This is a genomic window from Neisseria sp. P0020.S003 (assembly GCF_051957095.1).
GTDB lineage: Bacteria > Pseudomonadota > Gammaproteobacteria > Burkholderiales > Neisseriaceae > Neisseria > Neisseria subflava.
The window spans coordinates 1-15,100 of sequence record NZ_JBQCWU010000003.1 but is presented as its reverse complement, the minus strand read 5'-3'; the positions used below and the strand labels follow the sequence as shown (position 1 = coordinate 15,100).

Here is a 15,100-nt window from a genome sequence, read left to right as displayed (position 1 = left end):
TGAAACCATGATTCAAATCCAATCCCTCTCCCACCGTTATCCCAAAGCCGAAACTGCCGCGCTGGACAATGTGTCGTTCGATATTGCCGACGGCGAATGTTTGGGGCTGCTCGGCCACAACGGTGCAGGGAAAACAACGCTAATGTCGCTTTTGGCAGGCTTGCAGGAAGTACGGCAGGGCGAAATTTTGTTTGACGGCAAGCCGTTGCGCCTGTTGAGCCGCAGCGAGCGGCAGAAAATCGGTTTGGTGCCGCAGGATTTTGCGTTTTATCCGCAGCTTTCTGTGTGGGACAACCTGCTGTTTTTCGCCTCGCTTTACAAAGTGCGCGACAAAGGCCGTCTGAACGCGCTGTTGGAACAGACCGACCTGACCGCCCACAAAAACAAGACGGCGAAGAATCTTTCGGGCGGGCTTAAACGTCGTCTGAATTTTGCCATCGGCCTGATTAACACGCCGCAACTGGTGTTCCTCGACGAAATCACGGTCGGCATTGACCCGCAGTCGCGCCGCTTTATCCTCGACAGCGTGGCGGGTTTGACGCGGCAGGGGGTAACGGTGGTTTACACCTCGCACTATCTGTCAGAAATCGAGCAGCTTTGCGGCAAAATCGCGCTGCTGCAACACGGCAAGCTGGTGTACCACGGCGGTTTGGACGAGCTTTTAAGCACGCAAACCGGTGTCGTGCGTTTTACCGTCGAACCGCCGCTGCCGCCTCAAACGCTGGCTGCTTTGGGTGCCAAGCAAGTGGACAGCCGCGGCATGATGGAAACCACATACGATGCCGCCGCCGTTTACGCCGCCCTGCAACAAAGCGGCGCGCAAATCCGCTACTTCCAGCAGGGACACGGTTCGCTGGAAACGTTTTACCTTGATTTCCTGCGCAAAGACGAACCGGTAACAGATAAGCAAAATCCACAATGACGACTTCCTCCCTCCTCAAAGAACTCAAACTGCTCTGCCGCGACCTGCACGGTTTGGCCGTGTTGTTTGTGATGCCCATCGCCTTCATGCTGATTATGTCGTTGGCGCTGAGCCGCGACCAAGATCCGCACACCGACAGCCGTATCGCGCTGGTTGGCGCGGCAAACGACAGTATCAATACCGCACTGGCCGCCGCGTTGGAAAAAGAGCAAATTCATGTCACGCTGATGTCGTCTGAAAAACTGACCGACGCGCAAAACGGCCTACACGACAAACGTTTCCAACTGGTGCTGTACAACCCGAACGCCGCTTCCAACAAAATCGCCGACAACAAAGCCTTGCAAATCTATGTACCGCCCGATACCGAGCCTTCATGGCTGGCGGCGGTCAAAGGCGTTTTGCAGCAGCACTACACCCAAACGCGGCTGGACGCCTATTTCGACAACAACGACGGCATCAAAATCGACAATAAAAAACTGCCCCGCGCCATCCGCAAAGACATCCAGAAAAAAGTCGATGAAAAAAACGACGAACAATTCGCCGCCGTGCAAACCTTTTTAGATAAAAAAATGCTGGAAGAACACTACCTGAGCGCAGGCAGCGGCAAGGTTGAAAAACCCAACGCCGTACAGCACAGCGTACCCGCATGGCTGATTTTCGGTATGTTTTTCATCATGATACCGCTGTCGAACGTCATGGCGCTGGAACGCCAGACCAACACCATCACCCGCCTGCGCCTCGCCCGCGCCTCCGCGTCCGGCCTGATTGCCGCCAAACTCATCCCCTATTTCCTGATTAACCAGCTTCAGTTTGTCGGAATGCTGCTGCTCGGCCGCTACCTGCTGCCCGAAATCGGCGTGCCCGCCCTCATACTCAACGGCAGCCTTGCTCCCTACGCTCTGCTGTCCGCCGCCGTCAGCGCTGCCGCACTTGGCTACGCGCTGTTAATCAGCGTCTGCGCCAAATCTACTGAACACGCCGTCGTACTCGGCGGCGGCGGCATTATCCTGATGGCGGCAATCGGCGGCATTATGGTCCCCGCCCACGTCATGCCCGAAACCATGCAGCAACTCACTTGGATTTCCCCGATGGCTTGGGGCTTGAAGGCTTTTCAGGAATTGCTGCTCAACCGCAGCGGACTGGACGGAATCGGCCGTTATCTGCTTTTATTGTCTGCATTCTCTTTTGCCACGCTGACTGCTGCCGTATTGGTTTATCGTAGGCAGTTGCAGACGCAGGTAAGGTTTTAAACCGTTTGTCTGCACTAAGTAGAAAACTTATTTCTCAAAACCATTCCTATAAAACTTCAGGCCGTCTGAAAATATCTTTCAGACGGCCTGATGCTTGATGTGCTATGGATTGTTTCAATAACAAAATATGCTCAACAAAATCCTAAACTCCAAACGTAAAAAAACCTGCTTTTTTCAAAGCAGGTTTTCATATTTGGTGGGTCGTGAGCGATTCGAACGCTCGACCAACGGATTAAAAGTCCGCTGCTCTACCGACTGAGCTAACGACCCGATAAGCTGTGCATTATAGAGATGGGGCACACAGCTGTCAACACTTTTTTAAACTTTTTTATTCGACGACGATTTTCGGGAAGCGGCTGCTGAAGTCTTTGCCTTTATCTGCAATGGCCAGCGCGATTTGGAATGCGGCTTCGGTGTAGATGTCGGCGATGGTTTGGTTGTTTTCAAACAAGGCCGAAGATGTGCCGCTGTCCATGGCTTCGCGTACAGGCAGGCTCAACGGAAGCTGGCCGAGCAACGGTACGTTCAAACGCTCTGCTAAGTTTTTACCACCTTCTGCGCCAAAGATTGCTTCGGCATGGCCGCAGTTGGAGCAGATATGGACAGACATATTTTCCAAAACGCCCAAAATCGGGATATTGACTTTGTTGAACATATCCACGGCTTTGCGTGCATCAATCAGGGCGATGTCTTGCGGCGTGGTGACAACAACGGAGCCGGTCACGGGGATTTTTTGCGACAGGGTCAATTGGATATCGCCGGTACCGGGCGGCAGGTCGATGAAGAGATAGTCAACATTGTCCCATTCGCTTTGGAACATCAGCTGTTGCAAGGCTTGGCTGACCATCGGGCCGCGCCAAACGACGGCTTGGTCAGTATCGACCAGAAAACCGATGGACATCACTTGAATGCCGCTTTCGGCTTCAACGGGAATCAGTTTTTTGTTTTGTTGGTCGGGTTTGCGGTCTTGTACGCCGAGCATGGTGGGCTGGCTTGGGCCGTACAGGTCGGCATCGAGTACGCCGACGCGCGCGCCCATTCTGGCCATTGCGGTGGCAAGGTTGGCAGTGGTCGTTGATTTGCCGACACCGCCTTTGCCGGATGCAACAGCAATAATGTTTTTCACGCCTTTGATGGTCGCCACGCCGGGTTGGACTTTGTGCGTACCGATTTCGGTATCGATACTTAAGTGGATATGAGTGTCGCCGGTATGTGCCATGACGGCTTCTTGGAGGGCGTTGGCAATGTCTGCGGCAATATGGGCAACTGGGAACGCGAATTTCAGGCCGATATGCAGGCCGTCTGAACGCTCTTCAAGGAGTGTAACGGCTTTTTCGCTGCCTAAGGTGCGCATTGTATGGGGAATCAATACGGCATCGAGTGCGGTTCGGATGGCTGGGATATTCATAATCTGCCTCTTGAATGTGGGAAATTGTTTATGTGCGCGATTTGTTGTGCGACAAATCTGCCGAATTATACCCTTGAACGCCATACAAGGGATACGCCCAAAAAACTTCAGGCTGCCTGAAACATCGGGCAGCCTGAAAAGAGAGTCAACTAAAACGCGGTCTTATTCGCTCAAGAGCGCAATGTCGGCAACTGCGTTCATTTGTTCTGCCAAGCGGTTCAGCAGGTTCAAACGGTTTTGTTTCACGGCGGCATCTTCGGCCATTACCATCACGCCGTCGAAAAATGCATCGACTTGCGGCTTGACGGAAGCCAGCTCGGACAAAGCAGTTTGGAAATTACTTTCGGCAACGGCGGCGGAGATTTTCGGCTGCAAACCTTGCGCGGCGGCGTACAGGGCTTTTTCTTCATCTTGTTGCAGCAGGCTTTCATCGACTTCGCCCAGCGCGGCATCGGCTTTTTTCAGCAGGTTTTGCACGCGTTTGTTGGCTGCGGCCAATGCGGCGGCTTCAGGCAGCTGTTTGAACGCGGCAACGGCTTGCAGTTTGGCCACTACGTCGTCCAAACGGCGCGGCTGTTTCGCCAATACGGCGGCAACGATGTCTTGCGGATAATCGTTTTGCAGCAACACGGCCAAACGCGCCTGCATGAAGTCGGCGGTTTCAGACGGCGTTTTTTCGTTGAGCAAACCTTGCGGGAAGCTGTTGAAGGCCGTCTGAATCAGTTCGTTTACGTCCAAACCGTACTGCATCAGCATACGCAAAATACCCAATGCGGAGCGGCGCAGGGCGTATGGGTCTTTGTCGCCGGTCGGGATCAGACCGATGCCCCAAATGCCGACCAAGGTTTCCAGTTTATCAGCCAAAGCAACGGCGGTTGCCACTTTGCCCTCTGGCAGGTTGTCGCCGGCAAAGCGCGGTTGGTAGTGTTGCTCGATGGCTTCGGCGATTTCTTCGGTTTCGCCGTCCAAGCGGGCATAGTATTTGCCCATCGTGCCTTGCAGTTCAGGGAATTCGCCGACCATTTCGGTCACCAAGTCGGCTTTTGCCAAACGCGCGGCGCGTTCGGCTGCTGCGGCGTCCGCGCCCAATGCTTTGGCGATGTGGGCGGCGATGCTTTGCAGGCGTTCGATGCGTTCGGCTTGCGAGCCGATTTTGTTGTGATAAACCACATTCGCCAATTTGGGCAGGCGGCTTTCCAAAGTCGCTTTTTGGTCTTGTTTGTAGAAGAACTCGGCATCAGACAAACGCGCGCGCAATACGCGTTCGTTTCCTTGGATGATGTGTGACGGGTCTTCGGTTTGCAGGTTGGACACCAGCAGGAAGCTGTTCATCAGCTTGCCGTTTTGATCGAGCAGCGGGAAGTATTTTTGGTTTTGCTGCATGGTTAGAATCAAGCATTCTTGAGGCACGGCGAGGAAGTGTTCTTCAAAACCGGCTTCCAATACCACAGGCCATTCGACCAATGCGGTCACTTCGTCCAACAAGGCTTCATCGGCGGCAACGGTTGCGTTCAGACGGCCTGCCTGCTCGTTCAAGGCCGTCTGAATGGCGGCTTTGCGTTCGGCAAACGATGCTTCCACTTTGCCTTGCTCGCGCATTTGTGCGGCGTAGCTGTCGGCATTTTCAATAGCGATTTCGCCGCTGGAAAGGAAGCGGTGACCCAATGTTTTGTTGCCGCTTTGCAGACCCAAAACGCTGACGTTTACGATGTCGCCACCGTGCAGCACGATCAGGCGGTGTACGGGACGAACGAAAGTAAATGTGCTGCTGCCCCAACGCATTACTTTTGGAATCGGCAGTTTTTTCACTGCGGCATTGATGATGTCTTCCAAAAGCTCGCCCAGCGGTTTGCCGGTTTGGACGTACTCGTAGGCGTACACGTCTTGCTTGCCGTCATTGATGATGGTCAGGTCTTCGATTTTCGCACCTGCACCGCGCGCAAAACCTTCCAAAGCCTTAGTCGGCGCACCGTCTTTCATAGCATTCGCCACGGCCGGGCCTTTTTTCACGATTTTTTGATCGGCTTGAACGGCTTTCACGTTTTTGACTTGAACGGCCAAACGGCGCGGAGAAGCGTAAGCAGTGTATTCGGCTGCGCCGTCAATCAGTTGCGCTTTTTCCAAGCCTTCGGCAACGGAAGCGGCAAAATGGTTGCCCAGATTATTGAGGGCCTTTGGCGGGAGTTCTTCAGTGAGAAGTTCGATTAAAAGGGTTTGGGTTGTCATGTGCTTATCGTTAAATAGGAAATTGGTTTGGCGTCTGAAACGGCATGATGCGGTTTCAGATGCAAGGTTAATTGAATTGACGGCGATTTTATCATTTTCAGACGGCCTGTGGCTGTCTTTCACAAACAATTTGCCCGATTTTCAAGCAACTTCGTCCGCAACGGCTTCAATTTGCGGCGCGGATATACGGCAAACCGCTGGTTTCGTCGTATTCGGGAATGTCGCTTCCGGCAAACAGCGCACCGGCCAAACGCACGGCCGCGCCGGTAACGGCCGGGGAAATCATAAAGCCGTGGCGGAACAGGCCGTTGACTTCAATCAGGCGGCGGTCGCGGTTGAAGCGGATTTCGGGGTTGTGGTGGTTTAAAGTCGGGCGCAGGCCGGTGGCCAGTTCCAAAAGGTTTGCCTCGCCAAATGCCGGATGCACGGCATACAGCGCGGACAAAAGTTCCAAACCGGAACGCACGCTTGCCGGCGCTTGGCTTTCGCTTTCGATTTGGGTCGCACCAATCACAAAAATATGGTTTTCCTTCGGCGCGATGTATAAAGGATAGCGCGGATGCAGCAGGCGCACGGGGCGGGACAGCTCGATTTCAGGGGCGTAAACGCGCGCCACTTCGCCGCGAACGCCGCGCAAAACGCTTTCAGACGGCCTGTTCCACGCTGCTTTTGCGCCATAACCGCGGCAGTCGATAACCCAATCGTATTGCGCCGCTAAATCTTCAACTTCGCGTTCGCACGACCAATGGCACGCTACATTCATCGATTCCAAAGCATCGGCAAGCGCATTCAATACCTGCCGTCCATCCAGCTGCCCTTCCGTCGGCAGATACAGGCCGTCTGAAAACCGCCCTGCCAGTTGTGGTTCGTTTGCTGCAATTTCATCCGCGTTCCAACGTATGGTTTCATGTTCCGCCACACCGCCGCGCTTCAAATGACGTGCAAACTCGGCAGAAAGCGGCTTGTCCTGCGTGTGCCAAACAATCAGGCTGCCGTTTTCCTGCATCATCACCGGCGTATTCAGACGGCCGACAATCGTGCGCCAAAGCGCAATGCTTTGTTTGCCCAAACGAATGACTTCGGGCGTTGCCTCCACCGCTTCTGCAGACGGCGCCAACATGGCCGCGGCAACATAAGCGGCGGCTTGTTCGCCGTTGCGTTCACCTTTCTCAAACAACTCGACCGAAATATCCTGTTCTGCCAATTGGAACGCCATCAGACGGCCAGAAAGACCGCCACCGAGTACCGCAACCTTAGACATCAGTTTCTCCTTGTTTTTAATATCTAAATAAGCAGCATATTTTAGAACTTGTTTTGCTGTATCACAATATCGACAGAAAATGAGAACAGTTTTTGCAGATCATGCTTAAGCTAAATCAGTACTACGTAAACAAAAAATCTTCCTTACATAAAACCTACTATAATTCCATCTTTTGACATATTCACATTCACTCAGCTTCATTGCACCGCTGATTGGCTTTGATGCACACATTTAATTTTATAAGGAATAATAATGAAAAGCTTGGGCAGTACGTTATTTATCCTCGGCATAAAGGTAAGAACATGCAAGAACTAGAAAATAGTAAAAAACAGGAAGTAGCAGACAACGTTGCCATGACCAAGTTGCAAGATGTGTTCAATCTTGCACATGACCAAGCTCATCCTGACAAAATCGATTCCGTCATTCGTGCCAATACTCGGGTGTCCGGAACCAATATGTGGGTATTGATATTTGCCATTGCTGTGGCGAGTATCGGTCTGAATGTCAACAGCACGGCGGTAGTGATCGGCGCAATGTTGATTTCGCCGTTGATGGGGCCGATAGTCGGTATGGGTTATGGTTTGGCGGTCGGCGATACTACGCTGATCCGCCAAGCGGCACGCAATATTATTATATTTGTCGTCATCAGCTTGATTACCGCTACGTTGTATTTCCTGTTAACCCCGCTTAAAGAGGCGCAAAGTGAGCTTTTGGCGCGTACTCAGCCGACTCTTTGGGATGTGTTGATTGCCTTCTTCGGCGGTAGTGCGGGCATTGTGGCGCAGACCCGAAAAGAAGGAGGCAATGCCATACCGGGTGTGGCGATTGCGACCGCATTGATGCCGCCACTGTGTACCGCGGGCTACGGACTGGCTCATGGCAACTGGCAATATTTTTTCGGCGCTTTTTATCTGTTTGCCATCAACTGCGTGTTCATCGCTTTTTCGACCTTGTTGTTTTCCAAGCTGCTCAAGCTGCCGCGCAGGGGGTTGGTAACGGAATCCAAACGCCGGTTGCAAAGTATCATTATTACCGCCGTCGTACTGGCTGTGATGATTCCGAGCGGCTATATGGCATCAGGACTGGTGCGTCAGGAGATCTTCAACACCAAAGCCAATTCCGCCATTGCCACCGCACAGCAACAGGAAGGTTTTTTCGTGCTGCGTAAGATTTTGAACCACAGAGAAAATATGGTCGGTCTGATTGTCAACGGAACGGGCAATGCTGAGAAAATTTCTGCCTTATTGGTGAAGAGCCTTGAAGTGTCAGGTGTGAAAGCGCCGAAGGTCAACGTGGTCTATGCGGGAGGGGACGATGCTAAAATCGAAGAATTGCTGGCAAGCCGAAACAACTCGGCGCAGCAGCAAAATGAGTTGAAAGAGCAACAAGCCTACATAGATACCGTGCTTGCAGGTAAAACTGCCGGTGCTGACGATGCTGCGGTACTCAAGGAATTAAAAGCCCAATATCCGGAAGCGGAAAAAATCGTTGTCGGACGCGGCTTGGTTTGGGAGAAAGCGCAAACGGCACCCACTACACAGGAGCAGCCTGAAAGCAGTCAAAACAAACAGGCAGACATAAGTAACGATATTGTCGTGGTCTCGCTCGAATTTAAGGAGCCTCTGCCTGCCAAAGATCACGAACGCTTACAGGCGTGGTTGAACCAGCGTTATGAAGGTACAGCGGTGCGCTTGTTAGTCAATGCTAAAGTTTTGGACAAATAGCCATTCTCCAAAATATTTGGGGCTAACGTAGATTAGCTCTAAATTCGACACCAATCCCGCAGGATTTTAAACCGTTGAGACGGTATGCCGAAGTTAAACCGAAATTCGCATTCTTTCAAGAACAGCGGAAAAGATTTGCGATCGATTTGGCATTCGGTTTGAATTATATGAACGCGGTACCAAAAGTTTTGGTCTGGATTTACGAATGGGTCGAAGATACCGCCCTATGGATTAAAGCAGGCATTACGGGTAGTGGCGCTTTACTGTGGTTGGCAGGCAACTTCCTTGAAAAACCTGCAGAGGCAGAACAGGAAGAGGAAGAAGAATAAATACCATAAAAGGCCGTCTGAAAAGTTTCAGACGGCCTTTTTATTAGGTTCACCAAACAACGTTTTTTTATGCCCGAAAGTATGCCTTAATCGGATAAATGGCTACTTATCCGAACTTTACTTCTGCCCCGAATACTTCCTGCCATAGTTTTCGCACATTGCCGTAATGGGTCAGCAATTCGTCCGTCACTTCGGTTTTTTTGGCATCGCGCAGTTTGGTGTTGTGTTGCTGCTGGCGGTAGAAGCGGTAGGCGGTGCGGCTTTGTTCGGCGAGGGTTTTGTCGATGAGGCCGCAGTCGGCGGCAATGTTCAAGAGGGCGATGTTGCCGTAGTTGTCCAAGAGTTGCGGATATTGGCGGGCATGGGCAAGGATGAGGTATTGGACGATAAATTCGACATCGACCACGCCGCCGCGCGCGTATTTGACGTTGTTGTCGGCAGGCGGATGGGTGGGGAACATTTTTTCGCGCATTTCGATGATTTCGCCTGCTAAAACGGTTTGGTCGCGTTCGGCGGTCAGCATTTCGGTGCGGATGCGGTCGAAGGCCGTCTGAACATCAGGCGTACCGCAGATAAAACGGGCGCGGGTAAGGGATTGGTGTTCCCATGTCCAGGCGTTTTCGCGCTGGTATTTTTCAAAGGCGGCGATGCTGTGGGCGAGGAAACCTGCGTCGCCGTTGGGGCGCAGGCGAAGGTCGGTTTCGTAGAGGCTGCCTGCGCCGGTGGCGGCGGAAAGCCAGTTGGTCAGACGGCGGGCAAGGCGGCTGTATACGTCGCCTGCGTCGGGATGGGGATCGTCGTAGAGGTAGACGAGGTCGAGGTCGGAGGCGTAGCCGAGTTCTTTGCCGCCGAGTTTGCCGTAGCCGACGACGGCGAATTGCGGTGTGTCGCGGTGTTTTTTGGGCATGTCCGCCCACGCGCATGGCAGGGCGGCGGCGAGGATGGTGTCGGCGAGGGCGGAAAGTTGGTCGGAGAGGGATTCTACCGTCCACAGTCCGGCGAGGTCTTGGACGGCAAGGCGGAAGACTTGGGCGTGCTGGAAGCGGCGCAGGGTGTCCATTTGCGCTTCGGTGTCGCCGCCGCAGGCTTTGAGGTCGTCTGAAAGGGCGGCGGCGAGGGCTTGCCAGTTAAACTCGGTATCCAAAAGCTGCGCGCTGATGAGTTCGTCCAGCAGAATCGGGTATTTGCTCAGATACGCCGCCACCCATGAGCTTTGGCTCATAATCTGCGCCAGTCGCGCCAAGGTTTGCGGATGTTCGTTGAGGAAGGCGAGATAGGCGGAGCGGCGGCTGATGTTTTCGAGGAAATCAAACAGCCGCATCAGTGTATCGGTCGGGTTGGTTTGCGCTGCCGCCGCTTGTACGAACAGCGGCACAATGGCGTCGAAACGCGGCTGGGCGTGTGCGGAAAGGTGGCGGTATTTATGACCGTGCCGGATTTGGTCGAGCCTTGCGGCGATGGTTTCGGCATCGAACCCGTGTTCTTTCAGACGACCTTGCCGCTCTTCTTCGTCAGGCTTTTCCTGCCATGCCCATTGCCATTCGCTGTTGTCCTGTGTTTGCTCTTCGGGTTCGCTCAAAATTTCGTTGAACAACTGATTGACTTTGTTCCGATGGGCATTGAGGTCGTCTGAAAAGGCAGCGTAGCTGTCGAAGCCCATGCTTTCGGCGAGCAGTTGCTGCTGTTCGGGCGAGGCGGGCAGGGTTTGGGTTTGCTGGTCGTCCCAGTATTGCAGGCGGTGTTCGACGTCGCGCAGGAAGCGGTAGGCGGCCAGCAGGGTTTCGACGTTTTCAGGCGGCATGATGCCCAATTCGGCAAGTTTCTTCAGCGTTTCCTGCGTGCCTTTCAGTTGCAGCACGCGCATTTGGCCGCCGCGTATCATTTGGAAAATCTGGGCAATGAATTCAACTTCGCGGATGCCGCCTGCGCCGAGTTTGATGTTGTCCGCCATGCCTTTTTTGCTGACTTCGCTGCGGATTTGGCGGTGCAGGTTGCGCATCGCCTCATACGCGCTGTAATCTAGATATTTGCGGAATACGAAGGGGCGCACCAGCGATTTGATGTCGTTCGGATACGGTGTAACCACGCGGCCTTTGCACCATGCATAGCGTTCCCATTCTCGCCCTTGTGTAATCAAATATTGCTCCAGCGCGGTTTCACTCAACACCAGCGCGCCCGAATCACCGTCCGGCCGCAGCCGCATATCGACGCGGAACACCTGCCCGTCGGCGGTAATGTCGTTCAGCAGCGCAATCAGTTTCTGCCCGACTTTGGTGAAAAACTCTTGGTTGCCGCGTTCGCGCCTGCCGTCGGTGTCGCCTGATTCGGGATAGACGAAAATCAAATCGATGTCGGAAGACACGTTCAACTCATAGCCGCCCGCCTTGCCCATCGCCACCACGCTCAAATGCTGCGGCGATTTCGTATAACGCCCGATCGGCGTGCCGTACATGTCCTGATAATAGGCGTAGGAAAAGTCCAACGCGGTATTGACGGCAAAATCGGCAAACAGCGTAATCGTGCGGGTTACTTCGTTCAAATCGCTGATGCGGTTGATATCGCGCACGATAATCTGCGACACGACATAACGGCGCAACTCGCGCAACTGCCGCGCCAATTCTTCCTCATTTTCTTCCGCGCGGATTTTGCCCCAATCGGCAAAGGCTTGAAAATCAGCTTCGGTCAACACCTTATCCAGCATGGGCAGGAAAATTTCGGGCTTGAGTTTGCCGGAATCAAGGTTGCGGGCGAGAAAAAGGGAATAACGGCGGGCAGTATCGAGGCGGTTCATAATCTTTGCCTGAATAAACAGAAAAGACCATCATAGCAAGGTTTCAGGCCGTCTGAAACCCACGCTTTCCCCTATCCGTGCAATCGGCTAAAATACCAACCTTTACAACCCCCACATAAGGAAACCGCCATGACCCGTATGGTTCACTGCGTCAAACTCGGCAAAGAAGCCGAAGGCATGAAATTTCCGCCGCTGCCCAACGAATTGGGCAAACGCATTTTTGAAAACGTTTCCCAAGAAGCATGGATGGCTTGGACCCGTCACCAAACCATGCTCATCAACGAAAACCGCTTAAGCCTTGCCGATCCGCGCGCACGCGAATACCTCGCACAGCAGATGGAACAATACTTCTTCGGCGACGGCGCAGATGCCGTACAAGGCTATGTTCCGCAAGAGCCTAAATAAGCATTGAAAAGCCAAGGCCGTCTGAAACCCGATTTTCAGACGGCCTTTAAAATTCCCGATTTCCCCGCATATTAGGCAAATAGAACAGATAAATCATACAAACCCCTGATTCTCTGTTAAAATCCAAATTTCATTCATTTTCAATCCACATTGGAGCAAACGCCATGCAAAACGACGTTTACGACTATACCTCGCAAGGTTCGGTTGCCAAAAATACCGTCCTGCAAAAAACTTACCGCCTGCTCGGCCTGTCTTTCATTCCTGCCGTTGCCGGCGCGTTCTTTTCCGCCAAAACAGGCTTTAACATTTTCGCCATGTTCGGTTCATACTATGTTGCCCTGGCCGCCTTCTTCGGCTTCTTCTACGGCATGACCTTCCTGATCGAGAAAAACCGTTACAGCAACGTCGGCGTAGCCCTGTTGATGATCTTCACTTTCGGCATGGGCCTTGCCATCAGCCCTATGTTGCAATACGCCTTAGCGATTAACAACGGCGCGCAAATCGTCGGTACGGCCGCCGCCATGACCGCCGGTGTATTCTTCACCATGTCCGCTATGGCACGCCGCACCACAATGAACATGAACAAACTCGGCAGCTTCCTCGGTGCCGGTGCGATCGTACTTATGATTGCCGTTGTGGCCAACATCTTCCTCAACATCCCTGCCCTGAGCCTGACCATCGCGGCCGGCTTCGTTGTCTTCAGTTCCCTGATGATTATGTGGCAGGTGCGTACCGTTATCGACGGCGGTGAAGACAGCCACATCAGCGCGGCGCTGACCATCTTCATCTCCATCTACAACATTTTCAGCAGCCTCTTGAGAATCCTCATCTCTATTAGCGGTGACGACTGATAAAGCCGCAAAGGCCGTCTGAAATTTCAGACGGCCTTTTTGATTTTTGACATCACCGGCAAACTCCCCTATCCTGAACGCCACACAAACCCCATTCCCAACACAAAATGACCACGACCACTCCGCGCCGTGCCGTGTACGCAGGCAGCTTCGACCCTCCCACCCTCGGCCACCTGTGGATGATACAGGAAGCCCAATCCCTCTTTGACGAACTCATCGTCGCCATCGGCACCAATCCCGAAAAGCGCAGCACCTACACCATAGAAGAACGCCGCGCCATGCTCGATGCCATTACCCACCCCTTCCCCAACGTCCGCATCAGCGTGTTTGAAAACCGCTTTTTGGTCGATTACGCCCGCGAAGCCAACGCCAATTTCATCGTCCGCGGCATCCGTTCCTCCGCCGACTACGAATACGAACGCTCGATGCGCTACATCAACAGCGACATCGCCCCCGAAATCTCCACCGTCTTCCTGATGCCGCCGCGCGAAATAGCCGAAGTGTCCTCCACCATGGTCAAAGGCTTGGTCGGCCCACAAGGCTGGCGCGACATGATAGGCCGCTACCTCCCCGACCCCGTCTATCAAAAAATCCTGCAAGACCACGAAACAAACACATAAAACAAAGGCCGTCTGAACATTTCAGACGGCCTTCCAATTTCCATTGATTATTTACGAGCAGACATCAACGCCTGCAGGTTTTGATTCAACATTTCCATGTCCAACCAACCGGCGGCAATAAACAGCATCAAAATTACCGTACCCACACACAGCACGCCGATACCATACAACACATAGCCCACCAAAACACGGCCTACCGTCGCATTTCCCATCCACATCAAACCGCGCACCTGCACCACAAAAACCCAAGCTTGCCACAACAGCGCAAACGCAGCCAACGCCGGCACATACAACACCAGCAACAGCGGCAGCAGCAAAGCCTCAGACACCAAAATAAAGCCCCACAAAGGCAGCTGGGGCGCGCCGTAATAATGCAGCACCTTGCGCATCGAGCGGCTCAACACCAACCATTTCACAATTACCAAAATTACCGACAGGCACACCGCCGCCGCGCCACTGCCAAACAAAGGCGACATGCTGACCGCGTTCACCACACCCAACAGCAGCAACACCGCCGCCATTACCAGAGGCGAATACAAATACGTCTCCGGCGAACGATAGCGCAAACGCAAAACATCCCACATATCACGAACAAACACATACAGCATGGCATAAATCCAAAGCAAAAAAGCCGATTGTATCTTAGGCCGTCTGAAAATCAAACCGGCAAACCTAAAAACCGCCAATTAAAACGAAAAATAATTCAATACAAAACAAAATCTTAATTTACCGCCTCAAAAATAAAGCCTACAAACGCTTGCACAAGGCAACGAAATTTGGTTTAATTCACATCTCGCAACGAAACACGCGAAGGCCAGATAGCTCAGTTGGTAGAGCAACGGATTGAAAATCCGTGTGTCGGCGGTTCGATTCCGCCTCTGGCCACCACCAACCGCCTTGAAGCGGTTATTTTTTTATCTATACGATTTGAACGTATGCTTTAAGCGCAAATCCCGTTCCAGACCATGCGTCCCGATTTCCACACAAGGCCGTCTGAAAATTTTCAGACGGCCGTTGTTTATGTTGGCATGGCATAAAAATCCGCTTTACCGCCCCATTCCGACAGAATACGGCACTTCCATCCAAACCGGCTGAAACCTTCGCAAACATACTGAATGACACCTTTGCAAAATCCCCCCAAACCACCTAAATTCCTACCAAGACATTTAGGGGATTTCTCATGAGTACCTTCTTCCAACAAACCGCACAAGCCATGATTGCCAAACACATCGACCGCTTCCCACTATTGAAGTTGGATCAGGTGATTGATTGGCAACCGATCGAACAGTACCTGAATCGTCAAAGAACCCGTT

At 52.8% G+C, this 15,100-nt stretch carries 13 protein-coding genes, 2 tRNA genes and 2 pseudogenes; 10 read left to right on the top strand and 7 right to left on the bottom strand.

Going from position 1 to position 15,100, the window contains the following annotated elements; all coding sequences use genetic code 11:
- Nucleotides 1-7: 7 nt before the first annotated feature.
- Both ACTHTQ_RS02980 and ACTHTQ_RS02975 read left to right on the top strand, forming a co-directional pair.
- Nucleotides 8-922 carry an ABC transporter ATP-binding protein gene (locus ACTHTQ_RS02980; protein ID WP_440363047.1) on the top strand — a complete coding sequence of 305 codons (915 nt, stop codon included), beginning with the start codon at nucleotides 8-10 and terminating at the stop codon, nucleotides 920-922.
- The gene (locus tag ACTHTQ_RS02975) at nucleotides 919-2,172 is read left to right on the top strand and encodes an ABC transporter permease (RefSeq protein WP_440363046.1); all 1,254 of its coding nucleotides are present in this window, start codon (nucleotides 919-921) and stop codon (nucleotides 2,170-2,172) included. The genes ACTHTQ_RS02980 and ACTHTQ_RS02975 overlap by 4 nt, the downstream gene beginning before the upstream one ends.
- A 194-nt stretch (nucleotides 2,173-2,366) precedes the next feature.
- Here the strand turns inward: ACTHTQ_RS02975 and ACTHTQ_RS02970 are convergent.
- The 4 genes from ACTHTQ_RS02970 to ACTHTQ_RS02955 form a co-directional block, all read right to left on the bottom strand.
- A tRNA-Lys gene (locus ACTHTQ_RS02970) sits at nucleotides 2,367-2,442 on the bottom strand.
- A 58-nt stretch (nucleotides 2,443-2,500) separates the two neighbouring features.
- Nucleotides 2,501-3,580 (bottom strand): iron-sulfur cluster carrier protein ApbC, encoded by a 1,080-nt coding sequence (gene apbC, locus ACTHTQ_RS02965; RefSeq protein WP_070591815.1) that lies wholly within the window; start codon nucleotides 3,578-3,580, stop codon nucleotides 2,501-2,503.
- 162 nt (nucleotides 3,581-3,742) lie between these two features.
- The gene (gene glyS / locus ACTHTQ_RS02960) at nucleotides 3,743-5,806 is read right to left on the bottom strand and encodes a glycine--tRNA ligase subunit beta (RefSeq protein ID WP_440363045.1); all 2,064 of its coding nucleotides are present in this window, start codon (nucleotides 5,804-5,806) and stop codon (nucleotides 3,743-3,745) included.
- A 166-nt stretch (nucleotides 5,807-5,972) separates the two neighbouring features.
- A complete protein-coding gene (locus ACTHTQ_RS02955) occupies nucleotides 5,973-7,067 on the bottom strand; it encodes an FAD-dependent oxidoreductase (RefSeq protein WP_440363044.1) in 1,095 nt (364 codons plus the stop codon).
- Nucleotides 7,068-7,369: 302 nt separating this feature from the next.
- On the opposite strand from ACTHTQ_RS02955, the gene ACTHTQ_RS02950 reads away from it, so the two are divergent.
- Nucleotides 7,370-8,791: a TIGR00341 family protein gene (locus ACTHTQ_RS02950; RefSeq protein ID WP_440363043.1), complete on the top strand. Its 1,422-nt coding sequence runs from the start codon at nucleotides 7,370-7,372 to the stop codon at nucleotides 8,789-8,791.
- 38 nt (nucleotides 8,792-8,829) lie between these two features.
- Here ACTHTQ_RS02950 and ACTHTQ_RS02945 read toward each other — a convergent pair.
- Nucleotides 8,830-8,994 (bottom strand): annotated as a pseudogene (locus ACTHTQ_RS02945) (IS1595 family transposase); the annotation flags it as partial.
- Here ACTHTQ_RS02945 and ACTHTQ_RS02940 point away from each other — a divergent pair.
- Nucleotides 8,959-9,120 (top strand): hypothetical protein, encoded by a 162-nt coding sequence (locus ACTHTQ_RS02940; protein WP_049351628.1) that lies wholly within the window; start codon nucleotides 8,959-8,961, stop codon nucleotides 9,118-9,120. The pseudogene ACTHTQ_RS02945 and the gene ACTHTQ_RS02940 overlap by 36 nt on opposite strands.
- 106 nt (nucleotides 9,121-9,226) lie before the next feature.
- On the opposite strand, the gene glnE is transcribed toward ACTHTQ_RS02940, so the two are convergent.
- Nucleotides 9,227-11,911, bottom strand: coding sequence for a bifunctional [glutamate--ammonia ligase]-adenylyl-L-tyrosine phosphorylase/[glutamate--ammonia-ligase] adenylyltransferase (gene glnE, locus ACTHTQ_RS02935; RefSeq protein WP_440363042.1), 2,685 nt, complete (start codon nucleotides 11,909-11,911; stop codon nucleotides 9,227-9,229).
- A gap of 129 nt (nucleotides 11,912-12,040) precedes the next feature.
- Here glnE and ACTHTQ_RS02930 point away from each other — a divergent pair, with 129 nt between their 5' ends.
- From ACTHTQ_RS02930 to coaD, 3 genes are all read left to right on the top strand, one after another.
- Nucleotides 12,041-12,316 (top strand): oxidative damage protection protein, encoded by a 276-nt coding sequence (locus ACTHTQ_RS02930; protein WP_003682648.1) that lies wholly within the window; start codon nucleotides 12,041-12,043, stop codon nucleotides 12,314-12,316.
- 164 nt (nucleotides 12,317-12,480) lie between these two features.
- Nucleotides 12,481-13,167, top strand: coding sequence for a Bax inhibitor-1 family protein (locus ACTHTQ_RS02925; RefSeq protein WP_003684643.1), 687 nt, complete (start codon nucleotides 12,481-12,483; stop codon nucleotides 13,165-13,167).
- 107 nt (nucleotides 13,168-13,274) lie between these two features.
- A complete protein-coding gene (gene coaD / locus ACTHTQ_RS02920) occupies nucleotides 13,275-13,787 on the top strand; it encodes a pantetheine-phosphate adenylyltransferase (RefSeq protein ID WP_154953848.1) in 513 nt (170 codons plus the stop codon).
- 47 nt (nucleotides 13,788-13,834) lie between these two features.
- Here coaD and ACTHTQ_RS02915 read toward each other — a convergent pair whose 3' ends face one another.
- Nucleotides 13,835-14,395: a hypothetical protein gene (locus ACTHTQ_RS02915; RefSeq protein WP_440363041.1), complete on the bottom strand. Its 561-nt coding sequence runs from the start codon at nucleotides 14,393-14,395 to the stop codon at nucleotides 13,835-13,837.
- A gap of 204 nt (nucleotides 14,396-14,599) precedes the next feature.
- Here ACTHTQ_RS02915 and ACTHTQ_RS02910 point away from each other — a divergent pair.
- The 3 genes and pseudogenes from ACTHTQ_RS02910 to ACTHTQ_RS02900 all read left to right on the top strand — a co-directional run.
- Nucleotides 14,600-14,675: transfer RNA gene (locus ACTHTQ_RS02910), tRNA-Phe, on the top strand.
- A gap of 9 nt (nucleotides 14,676-14,684) precedes the next feature.
- Nucleotides 14,685-14,882: a hypothetical protein gene (locus tag ACTHTQ_RS02905; RefSeq protein WP_141752873.1), complete on the top strand. Its 198-nt coding sequence runs from the start codon at nucleotides 14,685-14,687 to the stop codon at nucleotides 14,880-14,882.
- 85 nt (nucleotides 14,883-14,967) lie between these two features.
- Nucleotides 14,968-15,100 (top strand): annotated as a pseudogene (locus ACTHTQ_RS02900) (IS5/IS1182 family transposase); the annotation flags it as partial.

Coding starts and splice junctions, on each gene's coding strand:
- ACTHTQ_RS02980 (WP_440363047.1), top strand. CDS start 8: ATGATTCAAATCCAATCCCTCTCCCACCGTTATCCCAAAGCCGAAACT.
- ACTHTQ_RS02975 (WP_440363046.1), top strand. CDS start 919: ATGACGACTTCCTCCCTCCTCAAAGAACTCAAACTGCTCTGCCGCGAC.
- apbC (WP_070591815.1), bottom strand. CDS start 3,580: ATGAATATCCCAGCCATCCGAACCGCACTCGATGCCGTATTGATTCCC.
- glyS (WP_440363045.1), bottom strand. CDS start 5,806: ATGACAACCCAAACCCTTTTAATCGAACTTCTCACTGAAGAACTCCCG.
- ACTHTQ_RS02955 (WP_440363044.1), bottom strand. CDS start 7,067: ATGTCTAAGGTTGCGGTACTCGGTGGCGGTCTTTCTGGCCGTCTGATG.
- ACTHTQ_RS02950 (WP_440363043.1), top strand. CDS start 7,370: ATGCAAGAACTAGAAAATAGTAAAAAACAGGAAGTAGCAGACAACGTT.
- ACTHTQ_RS02940 (WP_049351628.1), top strand. CDS start 8,959: ATGAACGCGGTACCAAAAGTTTTGGTCTGGATTTACGAATGGGTCGAA.
- glnE (WP_440363042.1), bottom strand. CDS start 11,911: ATGAACCGCCTCGATACTGCCCGCCGTTATTCCCTTTTTCTCGCCCGC.
- ACTHTQ_RS02930 (WP_003682648.1), top strand. CDS start 12,041: ATGACCCGTATGGTTCACTGCGTCAAACTCGGCAAAGAAGCCGAAGGC.
- ACTHTQ_RS02925 (WP_003684643.1), top strand. CDS start 12,481: ATGCAAAACGACGTTTACGACTATACCTCGCAAGGTTCGGTTGCCAAA.
- coaD (WP_154953848.1), top strand. CDS start 13,275: ATGACCACGACCACTCCGCGCCGTGCCGTGTACGCAGGCAGCTTCGAC.
- ACTHTQ_RS02915 (WP_440363041.1), bottom strand. CDS start 14,395: ATGCTGTATGTGTTTGTTCGTGATATGTGGGATGTTTTGCGTTTGCGC.